General features: G+C 73.4%; 14 protein-coding genes and 1 tRNA gene. 10 read left to right on the forward strand and 5 right to left on the reverse strand.

Going from position 1 to position 21,640, the window contains the following annotated elements:
- Window positions 1–124 precede the first annotated feature (124 nt).
- The 9 genes from gltX (at window position 125) to QRN30_RS13335 (ending at window position 14,612) form a co-directional block, all read left to right on the forward strand.
- Window positions 125–1,612 carry a glutamate--tRNA ligase gene (gltX, locus tag QRN30_RS13295; RefSeq protein ID WP_284761199.1) on the forward strand — a complete coding sequence of 496 codons (1,488 nt, stop codon included), beginning with the start codon at window positions 125–127 and terminating at the stop codon, window positions 1,610–1,612.
- Between the two features lie 6 nt (window positions 1,613–1,618).
- Window positions 1,619–2,683 carry an NAD(P)/FAD-dependent oxidoreductase gene (locus tag QRN30_RS13300; protein WP_284761200.1) on the forward strand — a complete coding sequence of 355 codons (1,065 nt, stop codon included), beginning with the start codon at window positions 1,619–1,621 and terminating at the stop codon, window positions 2,681–2,683.
- A 45-nt stretch (window positions 2,684–2,728) separates the two neighbouring features.
- Window positions 2,729–2,800 (forward strand) — tRNA-Gln (locus QRN30_RS13305).
- A 298-nt stretch (window positions 2,801–3,098) separates the two neighbouring features.
- The gene (locus QRN30_RS13310; protein ID WP_284761201.1) at window positions 3,099–5,933 is read left to right on the forward strand and encodes an alpha/beta fold hydrolase; all 2,835 of its coding nucleotides are present in this window, start codon (window positions 3,099–3,101) and stop codon (window positions 5,931–5,933) included.
- Window positions 5,934–6,325: 392 nt separating this feature from the next.
- Window positions 6,326–7,243, forward strand: a complete 918-nt coding sequence (locus tag QRN30_RS13315) for a glycosyltransferase family 2 protein (protein ID WP_274007225.1) — start codon at window positions 6,326–6,328, stop codon at window positions 7,241–7,243.
- The gene (locus QRN30_RS13320; protein WP_214519229.1) at window positions 7,240–8,205 is read left to right on the forward strand and encodes a glycosyltransferase family 2 protein; all 966 of its coding nucleotides are present in this window, start codon (window positions 7,240–7,242) and stop codon (window positions 8,203–8,205) included. Before QRN30_RS13315 ends, QRN30_RS13320 begins: the two co-directional genes overlap by 4 nt.
- Window positions 8,202–11,753, forward strand: coding sequence for a glycosyltransferase (locus QRN30_RS13325; RefSeq protein ID WP_284761202.1), 3,552 nt, complete (start codon window positions 8,202–8,204; stop codon window positions 11,751–11,753). Before QRN30_RS13320 ends, QRN30_RS13325 begins: the two co-directional genes overlap by 4 nt.
- A complete protein-coding gene (locus QRN30_RS13330; protein ID WP_284761203.1) occupies window positions 11,740–13,623 on the forward strand; it encodes a DUF7402 domain-containing protein in 1,884 nt (627 codons plus the stop codon). Before QRN30_RS13325 ends, QRN30_RS13330 begins: the two co-directional genes overlap by 14 nt.
- Complete coding sequence (locus QRN30_RS13335) at window positions 13,620–14,612, forward strand: glycoside hydrolase family 16 protein (protein WP_214563664.1); 993 nt, start codon at window positions 13,620–13,622, stop codon at window positions 14,610–14,612. The genes QRN30_RS13330 and QRN30_RS13335 overlap by 4 nt, the downstream gene beginning before the upstream one ends.
- 42 nt (window positions 14,613–14,654) lie before the next feature.
- On the opposite strand, the gene QRN30_RS13340 is transcribed toward QRN30_RS13335, so the two are convergent.
- The 4 genes from QRN30_RS13340 to QRN30_RS13355 form a co-directional block, all read right to left on the reverse strand.
- Window positions 14,655–15,839, reverse strand: coding sequence for a glycosyltransferase family 4 protein (locus tag QRN30_RS13340; protein ID WP_071251625.1), 1,185 nt, complete (start codon window positions 15,837–15,839; stop codon window positions 14,655–14,657).
- Window positions 15,836–17,341 carry a lipopolysaccharide biosynthesis protein gene (locus QRN30_RS13345; protein ID WP_284761204.1) on the reverse strand — a complete coding sequence of 502 codons (1,506 nt, stop codon included), beginning with the start codon at window positions 17,339–17,341 and terminating at the stop codon, window positions 15,836–15,838. Before QRN30_RS13345 ends, QRN30_RS13340 begins: the two co-directional genes overlap by 4 nt.
- Complete coding sequence (locus QRN30_RS13350) at window positions 17,338–18,258, reverse strand: beta-1,6-N-acetylglucosaminyltransferase (protein WP_017887126.1); 921 nt, start codon at window positions 18,256–18,258, stop codon at window positions 17,338–17,340. The genes QRN30_RS13345 and QRN30_RS13350 overlap by 4 nt, the downstream gene beginning before the upstream one ends.
- A gap of 113 nt (window positions 18,259–18,371) precedes the next feature.
- Window positions 18,372–18,599, reverse strand: coding sequence for a hypothetical protein (locus tag QRN30_RS13355; protein ID WP_156155357.1), 228 nt, complete (start codon window positions 18,597–18,599; stop codon window positions 18,372–18,374).
- A gap of 182 nt (window positions 18,600–18,781) precedes the next feature.
- Here QRN30_RS13355 and QRN30_RS13360 point away from each other — a divergent pair, with 182 nt between their 5' ends.
- On the forward strand, window positions 18,782–20,083 hold the full coding sequence (locus QRN30_RS13360) for a glycosyltransferase (RefSeq protein ID WP_284761205.1): 1,302 nt from the start codon (window positions 18,782–18,784) through the stop codon (window positions 20,081–20,083).
- Window positions 20,084–20,225: 142 nt separating this feature from the next.
- On the opposite strand, the gene QRN30_RS13365 is transcribed toward QRN30_RS13360, so the two are convergent.
- Complete coding sequence (locus QRN30_RS13365; RefSeq protein WP_284761206.1) at window positions 20,226–21,545, reverse strand: glycosyltransferase; 1,320 nt, start codon at window positions 21,543–21,545, stop codon at window positions 20,226–20,228.
- Between the last annotated feature and the right edge of the window lie 95 nt (window positions 21,546–21,640).

Below are 21,640 nucleotides of genomic sequence, written 5' to 3' on the forward strand. Positions count from 1 at the left end.
AACGTAGCAACAACAGGGAACCCCTGACCATTCATGGTCAGGGGTTTTCTGCGTTCACGGGGTTGTTCTGCGTCATCCACAGCGCAGGAAGGACGGGCAGGTGCCGCGGTAGGGTTGGCGGGTCATGACTGCGCCATTCACCACCACCTCCGGCTCCGACATCCGCGTCCGCTTCTGCCCGAGCCCGACGGGGACCCCGCACGTGGGGCTCATCCGCACCGCCCTCTTCAACTGGGCCTACGCCCGCCACACCGGCGGCAAGCTCGTGTTCCGCATCGAGGACACCGACGCCGCCCGCGACAGCGAGGAGTCGTACGCGCAGATCCTCGACGCGCTCCGTTGGCTCCGGCTCGACTGGGACGAAGGCGTCGACGCCGGTGGCGAGCACGGACCGTACCGGCAGTCCGAGCGCACCGCGATCTACGACGACGTGATCGCGGAGCTCAAGGCGTCCGGACACATCTACGAGTCCTTCGTCACGCCGGACGAGATGGAAGCCCGCAACAAGGCAGCCGGTCGTGATCCCAAGCAGGGCTACGACAACCACGAGCGTGACCTGACCGACGCCGAGCGCCAGGCCTTCCGTGACGAGGGCCGCGAGCCGGCGCTCCGTCTGCGTGTGCCGGACCGCGACCTGAGCTTCGACGACCTGGTGCGCGGCGAGATCACGTTCAAGCAGGGCACCTTCCCGGACTTCGTGGTGGTCCGCCCGAACGGCAAGCCGCTCTACACGTTCACCAACCCGGTCGACGACGCCCTGATGGGGATCACCCACGTGCTCCGTGGTGAAGACCTGCTGTCGTCGACCCCGCGACAGATCGCCCTGTACGAGGCGCTGTACGAGATCGGCCTCGCGCCGTCCATCCCGGTGTTCGGACACCTGCCGTACGTGATGGGGGAGGGGAACAAGAAGCTCTCGAAGCGTGACCCCGAGTCGAACCTGTTCCACCACCGCGCCGCCGGCATGATCCCCGAGGGGCTCGTCAACTACCTGGCACTGCTCGGGTGGTCGATCGGCCCCGACCGCGACGTGTTCTCGATCGACGAGATGGTCGCGGCGTTCGACGTCACCGACGTCAACCCGAACCCGGCCCGCTTCGACCACAAGAAGGCCGAGGCGATCAACGGGGACCACATCCGGCTGCTCGCACCGGACGACTTCCGGTCGCGCCTGCTGCCGTACCTGACGGAGTTCGTCAGCGACCCGGCGACCCCGGAGCAGCTCGAGGTCCTGACGAAGGCCGCCCCGCTCGTCCAGGAGCGCATGCAGCTGCTCGGTGAGGCACCGGCGATGCTCGGGTTCCTGTTCACGGCCGACGCCGATCTGGTGGTCGAGGACGACGCGCTGGCATCGCTCAAGGGCGACACGGCGACCGTCCTGACGGCGGGCATCGCGGCGCTCGAGGGGGTGCAGGACTGGACCACCGAGTCGATCGAGGGTGCGCTCCGTGCGACCCTCATCGACGAGCTCGGACTGAAGCCCCGAGTGGCCTTCGGCCCGTTGCGCGTCGCCGTGTCCGGGCGTCGGATCAGCCCGCCGCTGTTCGAGTCGATGGAGATCCTGGGCAAGGAGTCCACCCTGACCCGGCTCCGCGCCCTCGCGGCGCGCTGACCGACCGTGAGCAGCACCGAGCAGGCCGGGCCGTTCGTGCACGACGTGGCGGTCATCGGCGCCGGGCCGGCCGGCCTGAGCGCGGCGCTCAACCTGGTCCGGGCGAAGCGGACCGTGCTGCTCGTCGACGCGAATCGGCCCCGGAACGCCGCCACCCTGCGGTCGCACGGTTTCCTGACGCGGGACGGCATTTCGCCGCTCGAGCTCCGGAAGCTCGGCCGGACCGAGGTCGAGGGCTACCCGGAAGCGACGGTCGTGCAGTCCGTCGTCGACCTGGTGGCTCCGGACCCCGACACGGACGCCTGGCGGGTCCACGGTTCGTGGCGCGGCACCGAACTCGACGCCCGCGCCCGGACGGTCGTCGTCGCCACCGGGCTGCGTGAGGAGTTCCCGGCACTGCCGATGCTCCGCGCGTTCTACGGCACGGCGGTGCACAGCTGCGTCGAGTGCGATGCGTACGACAAGGCCGGGCAGCCGCTCGCGTTCATCTGCGAGACCGACGACGTGGTCGACCGCGCGCTGCTCATCGCGTCGTGGACGGACGACCTGATCGTCTACACGAACGGCATCGCGCCGATCGACGATGCGGGTCGCGCACGCTTGGCCACGGCCGGCGTCGTCGTGGACGAGCGAGCCGTCGAGGACCTGGAGGGGGACCGCACCGGGATGACCGGCGTCCGGCTCGCCGACGGCCACGTCGAGCCACGCACCGGCGGGTTCGTCCGCCCGGTGTGGCACGCGGACCTCGACTGGCTGCACACCAGCACGGGCACCAGTGCCAGCACCAGCGCCAGTACGGGCACCAGCGCCAACGTCGGTGGGAGCACGACGACGACCGCGGACGCCGACACGCCCGGGTCGCTCGGAGGCCTGCTGCGCGACCCGCAGGGACTCCTGGTGGTCGACCGGGTCGGCCGGACATCGGTCCCGGGGCTCTACGCCGTGGGAGACGTCACGCCGCCCGGCCCGGAACAGCTCATCGTCGCCGCCGGGCACGGAGCCGCGACCGCTGCTGCCGTGCACCGAGACCTGGTTGGTGGTCTCACGGACCTCCGGGATGCTGTACAGTAGTTGATCGTGCCCCGGGTGACCGGGCCAGAAGGCCGACAGGCCTTTTGGGGTATGGTGTAATTGGCAACACAGCGGTTTCTGGTACCGTCGTTCTTGGTTCGAGTCCAGGTACCCCAGCACTCGATGAACAGCCCCCGGGATCTCCCGGGGGCTGTTCTCGTTCCGCGGGGCGGTTGCGCGGAACCGCACGATCCCCGAGCGGTGAGCCACCGCTGCGCGAGAACTGCCCAGGGCGGTGGACCGATCGATCCGGATCCGCAGCCTCCGTGGCGGGCGCGGGCCGCGCCTCCAGGCCGGGTTGCGGTTCCCCGCACCCACCCGGCACCTGCTCGCGTGCGCGGGGAGCGCGGTCCTACGGTCGGAAGACCGTCGCGGGAGTCGTGGCGGTCCGCTGCCGAGCACCCGAGGTGTCATCGTGACCTCCGCCGACCCGCTGACGACCATCGATCCCTGGCACCACCCGACCGCCGTCCCCGCGGCGGCCGACCACTCCGTGCTGGACCGCTGGGACCGCGTGGTGGCGCTCCGGGGCGACGCCGCCGCGCTCGCGGGGAACGGCCGTCCGTACACGTACGCCCAGGCGGACCGGGCGTCCCGCGCGCTGGCCGCAGCCCTGACCGTGACGCTCCGGCCCGACGACCACAGCGGCGCCGGCGTGGACGAGACCCCCGGCGGGGCGTCGAAGCCGGTCGGGCTGATGGCGGGACAGTCGACCGAGGCCGTGATCGGGATCCTGGCGCTGGTGCGTGCCGGACGGACCGTGGTGGTGCTCGACGACCACCTGCCCGCCGCACGGCTGGCGCACGTGGCCCGGCTCGCCGGAGTCGACGAGATCGTGGCCGACACCGAACGAGCGGCACCGGCCGCCGGTGTCGTCGCGGAGCGGGACGGCCGGGTGCACGCACTCGGCGAGCTGCTGGACGTGGGCGCACCCGGCGATGCCCCTGCGACGGACACCGCAACCGCACCCGGTGGTGCCCCTGCGACGGACACCGCAACCGCACCCGGTGGTGCCCCCACGACGGACACCGCAGGCGCCCCCGGCGGGCGGGACCCCTTCGCGATCGTCTTCACCTCCGGCTCGACCGGCATGCCGAAGGGCGTCGTCCTGACGCACCGGCAGCAGATCGCCAACGCCGAGCAGGACGCCCTCGCCCTGGGCCTCGGCCCCGGCGACCGCCTCGGTGTGGTCCTGCCGCTGTCGTTCGCGGCCGGGCTGCTGTTCTCGTTCGACACACTGCTGTGCGGCGGCACGATCGTGCTGCTCGAGCCGCGTGACCTCGGTGTCGAACGGCTGCTCGGACGGTTCCGGGACGACGGCGTGAACGTGCTCGTCTGCACCCCGCACCTGCTGCGCTCGATCGTCGGGTCGCAGAACGCCCCCGGAGCGCACGGGACCGCAGCCGGGACCGCACCGGTGCTCGGCGGCCTGCGCTTCCTGATGACCACGGGCGAACCCGTCACCGGCGCCGACCTCGCCGCAGCCCGACCGCACCTGGACCCGGACACGCTGCTCCTGAACGCCTTCGGTTCGAGCGAGACGGCATGCGTCGCGTACTGCCCGGTGGCCCCGGGCGAGCCGGTGCCCGAGGGCGTGGTGCCCGCCGGGTGGCCACTGCCCGGCAAGACCGTGCTCGTGCTCCGTGAGGACGGCAGCCGGGCCGACCCGGGGGAGACCGGCGAGCTCGTCGTCGTCTCCGACGCCCTGACCGCGGGCTACTGGGGCGCGCCGGAGAAGACCGCCGAACGGGCCGGTCGCACCGGCGAGGCCGAGTCCGCCGTCGGCATCCCCGTCGGGACCCCGAGCTGGCGGCAGGGCGACCTGGCACGCGTCGACCCCGACGGCCGGCTCGTGCTGCTCGGCCGGTCCGACGACGCCGTGAAGGTCCGCGGCTACCTGGTCGAACCGAGCGAGGTCGAGGCGGCGCTCCGCGCGGTCCCCGAGGTGCACGACGCGGTCGTGACGGCACAGGTCGATCCCGGTTCCGTCACCCGGCTCGTCGCCTACGTGGTCGGTCGCCCGGGGCACCGCACCCCGGCACCGGGTGCGCTCCGACGGGCACTCCGCGACCGGCTGCCCGAGTACATGGTGCCGGCGTCGATCGTGCCGATGACCGAACTGCCGCGGAACGAGCGGGGCAAGGTCGACCGGGCCGGACTCCCCGGGGCGCCGAGCGTCGAGACCGAGATGGTCGAGGGTGAGTACGACCAGTGGGAGCTCGTCGTCGGGCAGATCTGGGCTGAGGTGCTCGGTCTGCGGGGCGTGCACCTGGACGAGGACTTCTCCGCGCTCGGCGGCGACTCGCTGTCCGCCGAGGAGATGCTCGCCGTCGTGCAGGACCGGCTCGGGGTCGACCTGCGCTCGTCCGACGTGCTCGAGCACCCGACGCTCCGCGCCTTCGCCCGCCGTGTGCGGAGCGGGACGAGCGCGCTGCCGAGCCACCCCGACGTCGTGAAGGTGTCCGAGGCGCGCGAGGGCGGCCGTCCGCCGGTGTTCTGCTTCGCGGGTGGCGGTGCCCTGGCGCTGACGTTCCTGCCGCTGTCGCGCCACCTGCCCGAGCACGACGTGTACGCGTTCCAGCAGCACGGGCTCGAACGCCGCGGGGTGCCGGACTGGACCATCGAGCGGAGCGCCCGCCGCTGGGTCGCCCTGATGCGCATCGTCCAGCCCCGGGGACCGTACGTGCTCGTCGGGCACTCGCTCGGCGGACTGGTCGCGCTGGAGATCGCCCGGCTGCTCACCGAGAGCGGCGAGCAGGTCGAGCACCTCGCGCTCCTCGACACGTACCTGCCGCGGACCGGGTCCGACACCGCTCGGCTGCACTTCGGTCGGCTCGGGCCGCGCGAGCACCGCAACCCCACCGTGCGGGCCGTGCGGCAGCGGGTGGACGGGGCACTCCGGCACGTGCTGCCGTCCGGGACGTCGTGGGGCGACCACGTCGCCAAGCGCCTCCGGGCCTACACGGCCGGCGTCCTGCGTCACGGCGGCCAGCGACACTTCGACGCGTTCTTCGACCAGGCCGAGCTCGTGACCAGACGGCACCACCCGACGCCGTTCCACGGGCGCGCCACCTACGTGCTCGCCGACGCGAACCCCGACGCCGCCGGCTGGTCCGCGCTGCTGCGCGGGGAGACCGAGACGGTACGGATCGCCGCCGAGCACAGCTCGCTGCTGCGGGAACCGCACGTCGCCGACCTCGCGACGGCGCTGCGGGCCGCGTTCGCGACGGAGCACGCACCCCGGAGCTGAGCGGCCGCGCACCGGGTGCGGTGGTCGCGACCAGGAAGCGGACGGGAGGCGCGGGGCCGGCCGGCACCGCGCCTCCCGTCCGCTCGTGGCTCGTCCACCACCCGTCGGCCGCCGCGCCCGGCGGCCCACCTGCGCGAGCGTTGCGGGTTTCCGTATCCGCACCCGGGTGTCCGCAAGCGACCGCAGCGTGCATTGACCCTCCCGCCGGCCACGGCGATGGTTGGAACCGCGGGGGAGAGTACCCACTCACCCGCGGCAAGCCGGCGGCGTCGTACCCGCGTCCCGCTGCTCGACCGACGACGATCACCGTCGTCGAGGCGTCATCCGAGGACGCACCGCTCGTCTCGACGAGCCACCACCCGACAGCAACCCTGACCCGACAGGACCGCGCCATGCCCGTACGTACCGTCCGCCCTGCAGACCCGAGGGTCTCCGTCGTCATCCCGGCGCGGAACGAGGCCCGCAACCTCGAGATCATCCTCCCGAAGCTCCCGCCCGTGTACGAGGTGATCCTGGTCGACGGCAACTCCGTCGACGACACGATCGCCACGGCCCAGCGGGTCATGCCCGGCATCCGCGTCGTGCACCAGACGCGCAAGGGCAAGGGCAACGCCCTGGCGTGCGGGTTCGAGGCCGTCACCGGCGACGTCGTCGTGATGTTCGATGCCGACTGCTCCGCGGACCCCGACGAGATCCCACGGTTCGTCCAGGCACTCGTCGAGGGCGCCGACGTCGCGAAGGGCACCCGGTACTCGCTCGGCGGTGGCAGCGACGACATCACGATCGTCCGCAACATGGGCAACCGCGGCCTGAACCTGCTCTGCAACGTCATCCTCGGCACCCGCTACAGCGACCTCTGCTACGGCTACAACGCCTTCTGGGCCGACGTGCTGCCGGAGATCGGTCTGCTGTCGTCCGAGCTGCCGAAGCCGGCCGACGGCTCGATGTTGTGGGGCGACGGGTTCGAGATCGAGACCGTCCTCACCTGCCGCTGGTCGGCCGCCGAACTCGCGATCACCGAGGTGCCGAGCCACGAGAAGCTCCGCGTGCACGGTTCCAGCAACCTGAACGCCGTGACCGACGGCATCCGCGTGCTGAAGTCGATCATGCACGAGCGCCGTCGCGCCGCCATCGGCCGTGCCGAGGTCCGCCGGGCGGCGATGAGCGTCGTGCCGCCGGCCCAGCAGCTCGTTGCCGGGCACGCTCCGGTGCACGCCGCCGGGCACGCTCCGGTGCACGCCGCCGGGCACGCTCCGGTCGGCACCCCCGTCGCCGCGACCGCCGGCATCCTCGAAGAGGACGTCGCGTGACGAGCGTCGCGGTCGTCATCTGCGCCTACACCCAGCAGCGCTGGGGCGACCTGCAGGACAGCGTCGAGTCGGCCAGGCGTCAGCCCGAGGCGCCCGAGGTCGTCGTCGTGATCGACCACGAGCCCGAGCTCCTGCTGCGCGCCGCGGCCCGCTGGCCCGGACTCCGCGTCGTCCCGAACACCGAGGACCGCGGGCTGTCCGGTGCCCGGAACACGGGCGTCGCCCTGACGGACGCCGACGTCGTCGCGTTCCTGGACGACGACGCCACGGCGGACCCGGACTGGCTCGGGCACATGCTCACCGCGCTCGAGGACCCCGAGGTCGTCGGCGTCGGGGGCCGCGCCACCCCGACCTGGCCGACCGCCACCGGCGCCGGCCCGTACGCCGACGAGCTGCTCTGGATCGTCGGCTGCTCGTACCGCGGCCTGCCGGAGACCCCCGGCGACGTCCGCAACGTGATCGGCTCGAGCATGGCCTTCCGCCGCGACGCGATCCTGCTCGCGGGCGGGTTCCGCTCCGGCATCGGTCGGGTCGGCAACCAGCCGCTCGGGTGCGAGGAGACCGAGCTCTGCATCCGCATCGCCCAGGCCCGTCCGGGTGCGCGGATCCGCCACGAACCGCGGTCGAACGTGTCGCACCGGGTCTCACCGGACCGTGTCACCATGCGGTACCTGCGTCGTCGCAGCTACTACGAGGGCATCTCGAAGGCCGTCCTGAGCCGCCGGGTCGGCACGGGGGACTCGCTCGCCAGCGAGTCGACCTACCTGACCCGTGTGATCCCGGGCGCCGTGCTGCGGGAACTCCGCCACGTCGGTCGTGGCGGAGGCCTGCGGGCGTACGCCATCGCGCTCTCCGTCGTCTCGACGGTCGCGGGCTACGCCGTCGGCCGGGTCCTCGGCACCCTCGTCGTGCGGACCCCGCCGGCACCCGCCCCGCTCCCGCAGACGGTGGGGACGCCGTGACCCGCGCGACCCTGGCGATGGTCCTCTCGCCGATCGTGAGCGGACCGCTCGTCCCCACGTGGGACGGCGCGCTCTGGATCGGCGAGGTGGACCGGGCCGACGTGCACGCGTCGAGTCACCGGGACGTCATCGCCCTGCAGGGATCGGCCGGGTACGGGCGTGCCCGGCTGCTCGTCCGCGACCGCGGTGAGCCGCTCGGCTTCGTCGAGACCGAGATCACCGAACGCCGCCGCATCGGCGGCACGATCGACGTCCGTGCGCTGCAGCGCGCGATCCGGCCCATGCCGGCCCCCGAGCGTCGGCCGGCAGCAGGTCTGGTGCTGCCGTCCGTCACCGTGGTGCTCTGCACGGACGGCGCCGCCGGCACGACCATGCGCTCGGTGCTGGCGAACCGGTACCCCGACTTCGACGTCGTGGTCGTCTCCCGCGGTGCCGACGACGAGGGCGTGGCGACGGTCGACATCGGCGGACGCCGGGTCACCACCATCGCTGCGCCGGGTGAGGGGCTCGCTGCCGCGCGGAACGCCGGTCTGCTCGCCGCCTCGGGCGAGGTCGTCGCGTTCGTCGACGAAGGCGCCGTCGTCGACGGTGACTGGGTCGACGCCGTCGCCCGTGCCTTCGCGGCCGCTGACGACGTGGACTGCGTCACCGGTCTCGTGCCGAGTGCGGAACTCCGCACCCCGGCACAGCGCTGGCACGACGCCCACACCCCGGGGGCGCGCACCGTCCGTCGTCGGGTGTTCCGGCTCGACGACGCGGTGGACGACCTGCCGCTGCACCCCTTCGCCGCCGCCGCGTACGGCACCGGCGCGAACCTCGCCGTCCGCCGTGCGGCCGCGCTCCGGATCGGTGGGTTCGACACCGCCTTCGGTCCCGGCACCAGCGTCGGTGGCGGCGACGACCTCGACCTCTTCACACGACTGCTGTTCGCCGGATCCGCGATCGCCGTCGAACCGGCCGCCATCGCGTGGCAGCGATCGGCGGACGACGTCGCGTCGCTCCGCGCGGCCGCCGCTGCCCACGGCCACGGACTCGGAGCCTGGATGACCAAGAACGCCTTCGACCGCGACACCTTCACCGCTTCGGTGGACGCGGCCCCCGAGGCGATCAACGCCTTCGCCCGGCTCGGTCTCGAACAGGGCGACCGTGCGTCGGACGTCGCCGGGGACACCGGCACGGACCGGGCCCGCGCGACGGACCCGGTCGACGCGGAGTTCGCCGCGACCGAACGGCGGCTGCGGGGCGTCGAACGACGGTCGGTGCTCACCGCACCCGTCCTGGCGCTCGTCGAACGCCTGCGGGGTGGCGGCACCATCGACCGCACCGCACGCGGTCGTCACGAGCTCCGGCACGGCCTGGCCGGTACCCGCTCGGGCCGCCCGGTGGTGGCGGACGCCATGGGGCCGCTCACCCGGCTGAGCGCCGCGGGGCTCGTCACCGCGACGCTGCTCGTCGCGGTCGTCGGCGCCGTCGGTGACCTGCCGGTGCTGCGTGGGAGCGCGATCGGCGTCTTCCTGTTCGCGCTGCTCGGTGTCGCACCGCTCCTGCTCGTCCGTCCGATGCCGCTCGCCCGGTTCAGCGTCTTCGCCGTCACGGCGTCGCTGGTCGGCACGATCGCGATCGGCTACACGATGGCGACGTTCCGCATCTGGGAACCGACGGTGCCGTTCGTCGGGGTCGTCGTGCTCACCGCCCTCGCCCTGGCGATCGCGGTGCCGCGGGACCTCGCCGAACTCCGGCGCGCCCGCCTGCTGCCCACCGACGGTGCCGCACCGGCGCGCCGGTGGTCACCGACGCACACCGTGACCGCCGCTTCGGTGGCCGGTCTGCTCGTCATCGTCGTCGCCGCGCTGACCCACGTCGGCGATCCGGTGCCCGACGGCCTGTTCGGATCGCTGGGCCCCGGCCTGGTGATCGGCCTCGCGATCGTCGTCGCGGCCGCCGTCGTCGCCGTGGTGCGCGGCCGCGGACTCGCGGTCCCCGTCGTGGTGCTCGGTGGGAGCATCCAGCTCGCCCAGGCGATCACCTACGGCATGCCGACCGTGATGGCGGCCGCCCGGCACATCGGAGTCCTGGAGTACATCCGACGCTGGGGCGGGACGAACCCCACGGCCGACATCTTCCAGACGTGGTCCGGCCTGTTCGCTGGTGGCGCCTGGGTCGCGGACGTCGGCGGCATCGACAACGCCATGACCATCGCCGCGTGGGTCCCCGTCCTGCTCGCCTTCAGCACGACGATCGCGGTCGGTGTCCTGGCCGCCAACTGGCTGCCGGGCAACCGTCGTCCGTGGATCGCCGCGTTCCTGACGGCGATGACCGGTTCGCTCAACACGACGTACTTCTCGCCCCAGTCCGTCGGCATCCTGATGTCCCTGGTGATCCTGGTGCTCGCCGTCGGCCCGCTGCGCCGGACCGCCGTGACCACCGACGACGGCCTGCGGACCACCGTGCTCCGTCCACGCCGTGTCGGCCTGTCCCGGATCATCGCGATCACGGCGATCGGCATCGTGCTCGTCGTGACCCACCAGATCTCGCCCTACCTGACGGTCGCGGCGCTCGTGACCCTCGTCGTGTTCCGGTTGCTCCGCCCCTGGTGGCTGCCCGTCGTCGTGCTCGTGCCGGCGATCGGGTTCGCGATGCTGAACGGCGACGTGCTCGGCAAGTTCCTGTCCCTGGCGGCGGTCGGCAAGGTGCTCGACAACGTGCAGCCGCCGTCGCACGACATGACGGTGCTGCCGAAACCGCTCGTCACCCGGCTCGCGTTCGACGTGCCGGCCGTGGCACTCATCGTGCTCGGCCTCGTGGCGGTGCTCACCGTGCTCATGCGTCGTGACCGCGTGCACTGGGGCCTGCTCGCCGCCGCCGCGAGCCCGATCTCGTTGCTCGTCGCGACGAACTACGGCCAGGAGGGCATCTTCCGGGTCGTGCTGTTCGCGACACCGTGGATCGCGATCCTTGCGGCCGGCCTGCCCAGGCCGAGCGGCCGCTTCGCGTGGGCCGGTGCCCTGCTCGAGCGCACCTTCCGACCGGCGGCGGTCACAGCCGTCTTCGCCGCCGCCGCCGTGGCCGCGATGGTCGCCGTCGGCGCCTTCGGCCAGACCGCCCTCGACTGGAACCGCGTGCCCCCGCGCAGCCAGTCCGCCGCGACGCAGTTCTACGACGCCACCGCCCCGAAGGGTTCCGTCATGCTGCTGACCGGTTCGGCGAACGCCGTCCCCAGCAACACCGGGTCGCGCTACTTCGACGTGGGCTGGTTGTCCCGCGAGGTGCTCGGCGACTACCCGGGACCCCGGGGCTACGACGCCGTCGACGACGTCTCCGAGATGACCCGTTCGCTGGTGCTCGAGTGGCCGGCCACGCAGTACTACGCCATGGTCGCGGAGCCGTTCGGCGCCTACGACGAGCGCTACGGGTACCAGACCGAGGCCGACTACCAGCGGCTCCGGGCAGCCATGGCCGACTCGCCGTACTGGAAGCGTGTGTGGGGCTCCGGCACCACGACGGTCTACCGGATCACCCAGGCGGGCCTCGCGCATGCCGCGGACTGACCGTCGGCGGACCGGGCGGGCGTGGCGCATCGGTGCCGCGTCCGCCGCGGCGGTCCTCGCGCTGGTGGCGCTCGCCGCCCCGGCCCTCGACGCGACGGGTGCTGCGGCCTCGGCATCGACGCCGACCAGCCGTTCCGAGGGCAGTGGTCCGGCGGTGCCCGGCCCGGCCGGTGTCGACTGCAGCGCCGGTCGTGTCCTCACCCTGGTGGCGCACGCCGACGACGACCTGCTGTTCTCCGGCACCGAACTCCGTGCGGACGTCGACGCGGGCAAGTGCGTCCGCTCCGTGGTCGTCACCGCCGGCGACGCCGGCAAGCCCGCCTGGTACTGGCAGGCGCGTCAGGACGGGCTGATGGCGTCCTACGCCGAGATCGCCGGCGTCGACCCGGTCTGGACGACCGGACAGGCCACCGTCGCGGGACGCACACTGCACACCGAGACCCTGGCCACCGACCCGGCGCTCAGCCTGGTGTTCCTCCAGCTGCCGGACGGCGACGTCGACGGTTCGGGCTTCGCGGCCGACGACGACGAGAGCCTCGAGAAGCTGTACCAGGGCCACATCCCGACGATCCACACCGTCGCTGACGCGTCGCAGCCGGCGTCGTACTCCCTCGCCGACCTGCGCGCGACCGTCGGCGGACTGTTCGCGGACTACGCGCCCACCGAGGTCCACACCCTCGACCACGGCGGGTCCTACGGTGACGGCGACCACAGTGACCACCACACCGTCGCCTACCTGGCTGCCGAGGCCCAGGCCGCGTCGGCGACGTCCCACACCTTCACGGGGTACCTCGGCTACCCGATCGCGGACCGACCCTCGAACCTGACGGCGGCGCAGACCGCGGCCAAGTCGGCGGCGTTCTTCGCCTACGCGGCGCACGACGGGGAGACCTGCGCGTCGACCTCGGCGTGCGCGTCCCGCCCCGAGGGCTCCTGGCTGAGCCGGCAGTACACCGTCGGGTCGTCCACCGAACCGCCGACGGACCCGCTGCCCGAGCACGGCACCGACGTCACCTCCGGCGCATCGGTCACGGCGAGCGCCGAGAACCCGGCCGACGGCCAGACCGCCGCCAAGGCCGTCGACGGCGTCGTCAGTGGCTACCCGGACGCCCCGACGGCCGAGTGGGCTGCCCCGTGGGGCGGCGTCGGGACGTGGATCCAGCTCGACTGGGCCGCGGGTACCACGTTGCACGAGGTCGACCTCGCCGACCGGCCGAACGGGGACGACCGGGTCACCGGCGGCACGCTGACCTTCTCGGACGGCTCGAGCGTGGCCGTCCCGGCGCTCGACGACGGCGGTGCCGTGCAGCGCGTGGCGTTCGCTGCGCGCCACGTCACGTGGGTCCGGTTCACCGTCGGCTCGGTGAGCCGGACGACACGGAACGTCGGTCTGGCCGAGATCCGGGCGTTCGCCCCGGAGCCGCCGACGCCGACGCCGACGCCGACCGCATCCGACGTCACCGCCTCGGCCGTGCCGACGGCCGCGTGGGACGACGCGTCCACCGGGCAGACGGTCGACAAGGCGGTCGACGGGGTCGTCTCGGGCTACCCCGCCGACACCACCGCCGAGTGGGTCGCCCCGTGGGGGCGGACCGGCGTCTGGATCCAGCTCGACTGGGCCGCCTCGCAGCGCCTCAGCCGGATCGTGCTGCACGACCGTCCGAACAGCGCCGACCAGGTCACCAGCGGGATCCTGACGTTCTCGGACGGCAGTCAGGTCGCGGTCGGTTCCCTGCCGGACGGCGGCGACGCCCTGACCGTCGACTTCACCCCGCGCAGCGTCTCGTGGGTGCGCTTCACGGTGACGGGCGTCTCGGCCAGCACCGGCAACGTCGGACTCTCCGAGCTCCGCGCCTGGACGACCGGATGACCGACGACCAGGGGGACCGCCAGGAGGCCCGCCCCACGTGGTCGGAACACGTCGCCGACGACGCGGCGTCGGCCAACGGCGCGGCACCGGCACACGGACGCGGCCTGTCCCGGCACCGCCCGCCGCGCCGCCGCGCACGACGCGCCGCCTTCGCCGCCGGGGCGCTCCTGGCCGCCGCCGGCATCGCCGCCGGCACCGCGACCGCCACCACCACCGCGAACGGGGACGACGTGACCCTCGACGATCCCAGTGGCGTCTCGATGCCCTCCGACCAGCCGGCCGGGTGGACCCGGGTGTTCGGCGAGGACTTCGCCGACACCGCCACGAACCGCACCTTCGAGTCGCGGTACGCCGAGCGCTTCGTCGCGTACCACGGCTTCGCGGACACCGCGGGGACCGGGCGGTACCAGGCGTCGACGCTGTCCACGCACGACGGCCTGCTCGACGTGCGACTCCGGACCACCAGCGCCGGTGTCCCGCTCGCCGGCGGTGTGGTGCCGCTCGTCGACGGGCACTGGGGCGGACAGACCTCCGGCCGCTACAGCATCCGGATGAAGAGCGACGAGGTCGACGGGTACGGCGTCGCCGTCCTGCTGTGGAGCGATCAGAACCTGTGGTCGGACGGTGAGATCGACTTCCCGGAGGGGGCACTCGGTGCGCCGGCCTGGCTCAACGTGCACTGCCTGTCCGATCCGGCCGAGAAGTGCGTCCACGAGCAGACCTCGGCCTCGCTGGCCGACTGGCACACCTACACGATCGAGTGGACGCCCGAGCGGATGTCGTTCCTGGTCGACGACGAGGTCGTCGGCACCACGACGGAGAACATCCCGACGGCACCGATGCACCTGGTCGTCCAGGCGGGCTCGAACGGTGGGGACCCGCCCGCCGACGCCGAGGGCTCGCTGCTCATCGACTGGCTGACCATCGACGTGCCGTCTGCCGGGGCCGCGCCCGCGGCGACGCTGCCGTCCGACGCCCCGACCGACTGAGCTGCTCCGGACCCCGCACCGAGACCGGGGCGTGGTCGACGCTCAGTGCTCCGCGTGGTCGCGGAGTGCCTGCAGCAGCGCCGCGACGTGACGGTCACGGCCGTGGTGGTCCCGCACCCAGGCTCGGCAGCGGTCCGCCAGGCCTGGCTCGGTGCCGCTCGCGTGCAGTGCCTCGATCAGCGTGTCGGCGAGCGCGTCGGTGTCGGTCGGTTCGACGGTGAACCGGGCCCACTCGCCGCGCAGGATCTCGGCGGTGCCGCCCGATGCGGCCGCGACGACGGGGCGGCCGGTCGACATCGCCTCGACGACGACGCGGCCGTAGCCCTCCGGTTCGATGGAGGGCGCCACCACGACGTCGGCGGCGTGCAGCACGGGGACGACGTCGTCGCGCTCCGGCACCACGATGACGGACCCCGGTGGCAGCGCCGCGATCGCGCGGCGCACCGCGGGGGCGTCGGCGGCGGAGAGCGCTCCGGCGAGGACGAGCACCGGGGCCGGGGCGGGCGGTGTGCCGTGCCCGACGAGGACGCGGGTCGACGCGTGGACGCGCCCCCAGGCCTCCAGGAGGGCGAGCACGCCCTTCGAACGCGTGAGGCGACCGTAGTGGAGCACCACGGGGCGGTCGTCGTCGATGCCGAGCGCCGCACGGGCGCGGCGGGTGCTGGCGGGCGTGGCCAGCGGGAAGGCCGAGGTGTCGACGCCGTTCGGCACCGCGTCGATGCGGTCGGCCGGTGCCCCGGCTGCCGTCCAGGCCCGCGCCATCGCGGTGGAGACCGCGAAGAACCGCGTCCGGCCCCCCGCGAACGGCCCGAGGCGGCGGTAGTTCGGGGCGTGGTGCAGGTGCACCGCGAGGGGGACGCCGGACACGAACGACACGACGCGGCCCCACGGCAGGAACTCCGGCCGGTTCAGCCAGAGGACGTCGGGGCGGGACCGGCGGAGGCGGAGGCCCTCGCCGACGAAGCGCAGCAGGTCCCGCGGTGCGGTCCGCACCGAGAAGGAGTAGTCCCGTGCTGGGCGGAGCCGGACACCGAGACGGTCGAAGGGCGCACGGCCGTCGTCCGGGCGACCGGTCGGCGCAGGGCGGTGCCAGACCTCGACGTCGTGCCCAGCGGACACGAGCTCGCCGACGTCCTCGAGGACGCAGCGCTCGACGCCGCCGGTGATGGTGAGCCCGTTCGTGGCGACGACGACACGGAGTGTGCGGTGGGCGGTGGGACTGGTCATGCCGAGCCTCCGCGGGCGAGTTGCAGTCGACGGAAGAACCAGGGCATGCAGGCGACGACACCGACGACCCTGACGATGTTCCAGGTGAGGTCCTGCGGTGCCAGCAGCGACGCCGCGGCGAGCACCAGGGCGATGCCGACGGCCAGCAGCACCCGGCGTCCGGGCCCCCGCCACTCGCGGCGGTCCGGGAGCGCCGCCTGCTGCAGGACGGCGAGGATCCCGTAGGCGATCACGGTCGCGATGCCGGCGCCGACGATGCCGGTCAGCGGCACGAGCACCAGGTTTGCGGCGATGTTGACGACACCGGCGACCGCACCGATCACTCCCACGGTCACGCCGCGGCGCTCCACCAGCAGCAGTCGGCCGGTGGCGCCGCTCGCGACCACGGGGAACGCGGTCAGGGCGACCACGAACACGACGACGGTGAGCGACTCGACGCGGTACGAGGCCGGCGCGAGGATCGGCAGGGCCACGGGCGACACGAGCGTCACGGCGAGGAGCACGGGGGCGAGGAGCACGTAGAGCTCGTCGCGGGCGTGCATCGCGAGCCGACGACGGGCGACGGCGTCGCGGAGGGCGGCGAAGTGCGGCGCCCACGCCTGGTTCGTGAAGGTCAGCAGCAGGATGACCGCGGACCCGACGACGTAGGCGATCTGGTAGCGGGCGACCGCGTCGGCACCGAGCAGGCGCTGCACGACGAGCCGGTCGCCGGCGTTCAGGACGAAGTACGACAGGCTGCCGAGCGCGATCGGGACGCCCAGCCGGAAGGCGCGAGCGGTGGTGCGGTGGTCGAACAGGCCACGGAACCGGGGCCTGGTCGCGACGATGCCGATGACCATCGCGACGCCCTGGGCGACGACGCCGCCCCAGGCGTAGGTGGTGGCGTCGGCGTGCACGGCGGCCAGCAGCCCGAGGCCGATGACCGACCCGCCGACCGACGACAGCAGGCTCGTCACCGCGAAGACCCGGATGCGGTCCTGTGCCACCAGCAGGGCGAGGGAGAGCTGCACGATCGCGGCGGGCCCGGTCCACAGGACGGCCACCAGGAGCAGCGGGTGCTGGTCGACGAAGCCCGCGGCGTCCCCCCACAGCGGGATCGAGACGAGTGCGAACACCGTGACGGTGACGGCGGTGACCATGCCGACGAACAGCAGGCCGCGCGCCCGTCGGTCGTCGCCGTCCTCGGCCCGCTGCAGCACCGCCGCCTGGTCGATGCCGCACACCGCGACGACCACGAGCGCCTGGTAGAGCGCGATCGCCGAGGCCAGCACACCGAACTCGGCCGGTGGCATCAGGTGCGCCAGCACGGGCGAGATGAGCGAACTCACGACGAGCTGCATCGACCACACCACGACGTAGAGCAGGCCGCGTCCGAACAGCACCGACGAGCCGCGGGCCACCGCCGTCGAACCGGTGTCCGTGGAGAGCGCTCCGGGCGAGGCGGGCTGCTCGACGGCGGCCTCGGCTGCACGGGCCTCGCGTCGGGTCTGGGGGACGGTCACCGCGACACCACCGCCGGTTCGTCGTCGCGTCGGGCACCGGTGCGCAGCCCGAACGCGGCGTCGACGACGTCGAGCAGGTCGCCGCTGCGTTCCGTCGAGAACTTGCGGGCGAACAGGAACGGGGCGGACTGGTCGGCCGAGGCACGGCGTTCCAGCACCCGTCCGGCGTCCTCGATCCCGAGCCACGGCGGGCTCTTCTGCTTCGTGCCGTCCCACCCGATCCACCACAGCGGGTGCGCGACGTGGGCGTCGGCGAAGTCGGGGGTGAACGCCGGGGTCAGCAACACCGACGGCACGAAGGTCTCGTCACCGATCCACACACGCTCCCAGAAGGTCACCAGGTCCGGCCGGCCGTCGACCACGTCGACGACGCCCTGCGCATGGTGCCGCGCCAGGACCTTGAGCTGCGAGCCACCGCCGAACACGACGCCGCGCGGCGCCCTGCGGGGGATCGGCAGGCGCAGCATGTGCTTCCGCCACGCCCAGTGCCGGAAACGCACGCGGGAACGGCCACCGTCACGACCCCACGCGGGGTGCGGGAGCGGCTGCACGTCGACGAACGACCGACCGGGGTTCGCCGTCATGACCGCGGCGATCTCCGCGGCACCGGCCAACGGGTAGTCGCTGCCGGTCAGCACGGCCACGTGCGTCGCGTCGGTCTCCGCGAGGGCAGCACGGTAGCCAGCGACCTCGGCCGCGACGTTCTCCCACTTCGCCCAGCCGGTGCGCATCCGGGGCAGCACACGGACCCGCTCGGGCAGGTCGGCCGTCATCGCTGCGAACGCGTCGTCGTCGGTGCTCGCGTCGCAGTGCAGGAACACCGGGAACGGGTCGAGCGCCGCCACGAGACGACGGACGTGCGTCGGGTCCTCGTGGGCGAGGACGATGCACGCGAGCGGCGTGGGGGAGATGGCCATGTCCGCGACGCTAAGCGGGCCCGGGAACCCCGACAAGGCCGGTCAGGGGCGGGTGCGGGGGAACGGCGGTTTCCCGCAGACCGGCCGCTCGGACCGATCGGACGCGGGGCCGGTCAGCGGCTGCGGCGGAACTTCGGGCAGTCGCAGAGGGCGCAGTCGGTGCCGGGACGGTAGTGCTCGTGCGCCCCTTCGGCGTGCCCGCAGCTCGAGCAGCCGGACCCGGTCGCGTCGTCGTCGGCCACGAGCGTGAGGAGACCCCCCGAGGTCTCGGGCACCAGGTGCAACTGCGTCCGCGGACGCCTGGTCGGGCCGGGCCGGGCCGTCGTGCGAGCCTGGGGCATTCGTCCTCCTCGTGCTCGGCGAGCAACCGGTGCGCACCGGGGTGGTCGCCCGGCGTGTTCGCCACTCTACTGGCGGCAAACCGCAGGCTCCCCGCATCCTCCGAGCAACGCCGTTGACCCCCTGTCGTCGGCCGGTGACCATGGCCAGGTCCACCCGATGAGACCGGCCCGACGGGACGAGCATGACCGACCACACCACCACCGCGGCCCGAGCCCTGACACTCGAGCCCGCGATGCCCGCGATGCCCTCGACCCACGCCCCCACCTGGGCCGGAGCCGCCTGGGTCGGTGCCGTCGACCGGTCCGCCGCGCTCGCCGCGGACACCGTCCAGCTGGCCGGCGCCACCGGCTTCCGCCGGGCACGCCTGATGGTCCGCGACGGCGACGACGTCGCCGGGTTCGTGGACGTGCGCGTCGACGAGGGCGGGGCGGTGGACCCGGCCGAGCTCGGACCCGTCCTGCGCCGACTGCCGGCACCGGGCCCCGCGGTCGACGCGCCCGCATCCGGCGCACGCGTCTCGGTCGTCATCGGCACGCGCGAACGCGCCGCGTCACTCGACCGCGCCGTCCGGTCCGTCCTGGCGTCGGCGTACGACGACTTCGAGGTGTTCGTCGTCGACAACGCGCCGGTCACGACCGGGACGCGCGACGTCGTCGCCGCGCTCGGCGACCCGCGGGTGCACTACGTCCTCGAGCCCCGCGCCGGAGTCTCGCGTGCCCGCAACGCCGGCCTCGCGCTCGCGTCCGGCACGGTCGTCGCCTTCATCGACGACGACGTCGTCGCCGACCCGCGCTGGATGGCCGCCATCGCCGCCGCCTACGAGCGGGACAGCGACGTCTGGTGCGTCACCGGACTGGTACCGAGCGGCGAGCTCCGCACCCCCACGCAGCGCTACTTCGACGAGCGGGTCACCTGGGCCCGGAACCTCGAGCGCCGGGTCCTCCGCACGGCGAGCCCTCCGGTCGACGAACCCCTGTTCCCGTTCACCGTCGGGGCCTTCGGCACGGGGGCCAACATGTCCGTGCGCCGCGACGCGGTCCGCCAGCTCGGCGGCTTCGACGTCGCCCTCGGCCCCGGCACCCGGGCCCGGGCCGGCGAGGACCCCGACCTGTTCACCCGGGTCCTGCTCGCCGGTGGGGCGCTCGCCGTGGAGCCCTCGGCCGTCGTGTGGCACGAACACCGGAAGGACCGTGCCGCTCTGCGGTCGCAGGCCATCGGTTACGGCACGGGCCTCGGCGCGTGGGTGACGAAGCTCGTCCTGCGGCCGTCGACCGCGTTCGCGGTGCTGCGGCGGGCGGCCGGGGCGGTGCGGCGGCTCGGTGCCCTGGGGCAGGGAGCGGACGATCGCCCGGTCGACGCGATCGGCGGCTGGCCCGTGGACGCCGAGTTCACCGAGGCGACGCGCGGGCTGAAGCGCGCTGAACTCGTGGCCGCGCTGGGCGGGCCGTGGCGGTACCTGGCCGGGCGGCTGACTGCGCGCTGAGGCGCGGGCACGCCGGCACCGGCTTTGCGACAGAGCACGCGTCGATCGACGCGTGCTCTGTCGCGCTCCGCGTGCGCGGCAGAACGGACGGGAGGCCCGTGGCGACGCTGCCACGGGCCTCCCGTTCCGCGCGGGGGACCGGCTAGGGCCGGAACCGTCCCGCCTCGACGTCGCGCCAGCGACGACGGCTCCGGAACCAGGCGGCCGGACCCGCAGGGAAGCCGCGCAGCTCGTGGTACGCCAGGGTCTTCGGGATGCGTGTGGTCGAGGCCTCGTTCGTGACCTCGGTGGCGGCGTCGCGGCGCCCGGCGAGACGGGACACCATCTGCTTCGACTTGACCTTCGCGGCGAGCGGCATCAGGCGGGCGAGGACGGCGACGTGCCGCTTGTCCTTCGCGGCGAGCGCGAACATCAGCGCGGTGAACCCGACGCCGTTGCCGTGCAGCTGCTTGTGCAGGTCCTCGATGGTCTGACGGTGCCGGTGGTGCACGACCGCGCGGGGTTCGAAGCCGATCCTCCCGCCGCGCCAGAGCGTCTCGACGAACATCGCCAGGTCCTCACCGCCGCGGGCGGGGGAGCCGGCGCCGAGCGTGGGGTCGAAGCCACCGACGGTGTCGATCAGGGTGCGTCGGTAGGCCATGTTCGCGCCGGCGCCGTACGCCCCGATGCCGTAGACCGCGAAGCGCTTGAGCACCTGGCCCGACGGGGTGAGGGCACGGACGCGGGCGTGCCGCATGGTGCCGGCGACGTCCTCGGGGACGATCGTGACGGGCGAGAAGGTGCGCTCGGCGCTGAACCCGCCGTAGTACGCCTCGTACCAGATCTGCGCGGGGGTGGTGAGCTCGCTCGGCAGGATCACGCCGGTGACGGCCTGCAGGTCCGGCTCGCTGACGAACCGCGAACCGATCGCGCGGAGCCACTGCGGGTCGACGCGGACGTCGTCGTCGGTGAAGGCGATCACGTCGCCGGTCGCGGCGGCGACACCGGCGTTGCGACCGGCGGACAGGCCCGGGCGACGTTCCTCGACCAGACGGACGTCCCGCCCGGCCAGCATCGCGGGCAGCGCGTCACCGGCGGGGACGCGCACCCGGTTGTCGACGAGGATGACCTCGTGCCGCGGGTAGTCCAGGTGCTCGAGGACGTCGAGCAGCTTGCCGAGGTCCTCGACGCGGTCGACGACGGTGGACACCACGACCGAGATGGTCGGCAGGTCCTCGTCGGCCACGACGGGGACGTCAGCCAGCACGGTCTCCTGCAGGGCCTCGAGCGCGCGGGCCGCGTCGGCGGGGTCGTCGGTGAGCAGCACGTCGAGCGTGCCGGTGGGGTGGCCGCCGCGGTAGCCGATCACCATGGCGGACGCGCCGGTCTCGTCGGCGACGAGCCGGGGGAGCGGGGCGTCGAGGTCGACGCCGATCACCCGGCGCGGTGCGGGCACGGTGGCGGCGGTGGAGGGGATGGCCATGTGCGGGACGCTACGACGGCCCGGAGCGGCCGACAACGGGAGATCGGCGCAGTGGCGGGGTTCGTGCGGGGTTCCGCACGGCGCGTGTGCCCCGG

It is taken from the genome of Curtobacterium sp. MEB011 (assembly GCF_030209655.1).
Taxonomy (GTDB): domain Bacteria; phylum Actinomycetota; class Actinomycetes; order Actinomycetales; family Microbacteriaceae; genus Curtobacterium; species Curtobacterium poinsettiae.

What these genes read in the sequence shown, in the direction of transcription:
- QRN30_RS13365 (WP_284761206.1), bottom strand. Translation starts at nt 21,545, where the DNA reads ATGGCCATCCCCTCCACCGCCGCCACCGTGCCCGCACCGCGCCGGGTG.
- QRN30_RS13355 (WP_156155357.1), bottom strand. Translation starts at nt 18,599, where the DNA reads ATGCCCCAGGCTCGCACGACGGCCCGGCCCGGCCCGACCAGGCGTCCG.
- QRN30_RS13330 (WP_284761203.1), top strand. Translation starts at nt 11,740, where the DNA reads ATGCCGCGGACTGACCGTCGGCGGACCGGGCGGGCGTGGCGCATCGGT.
- QRN30_RS13360 (WP_284761205.1), top strand. Translation starts at nt 18,782, where the DNA reads ATGACCGACCACACCACCACCGCGGCCCGAGCCCTGACACTCGAGCCC.
- QRN30_RS13340 (WP_071251625.1), bottom strand. Translation starts at nt 15,839, where the DNA reads ATGACCAGTCCCACCGCCCACCGCACACTCCGTGTCGTCGTCGCCACG.
- QRN30_RS13350 (WP_017887126.1), bottom strand. Translation starts at nt 18,258, where the DNA reads ATGGCCATCTCCCCCACGCCGCTCGCGTGCATCGTCCTCGCCCACGAG.
- QRN30_RS13335 (WP_214563664.1), top strand. Translation starts at nt 13,620, where the DNA reads ATGACCGACGACCAGGGGGACCGCCAGGAGGCCCGCCCCACGTGGTCG.
- QRN30_RS13315 (WP_274007225.1), top strand. Translation starts at nt 6,326, where the DNA reads ATGCCCGTACGTACCGTCCGCCCTGCAGACCCGAGGGTCTCCGTCGTC.
- gltX (WP_284761199.1), top strand. Translation starts at nt 125, where the DNA reads ATGACTGCGCCATTCACCACCACCTCCGGCTCCGACATCCGCGTCCGC.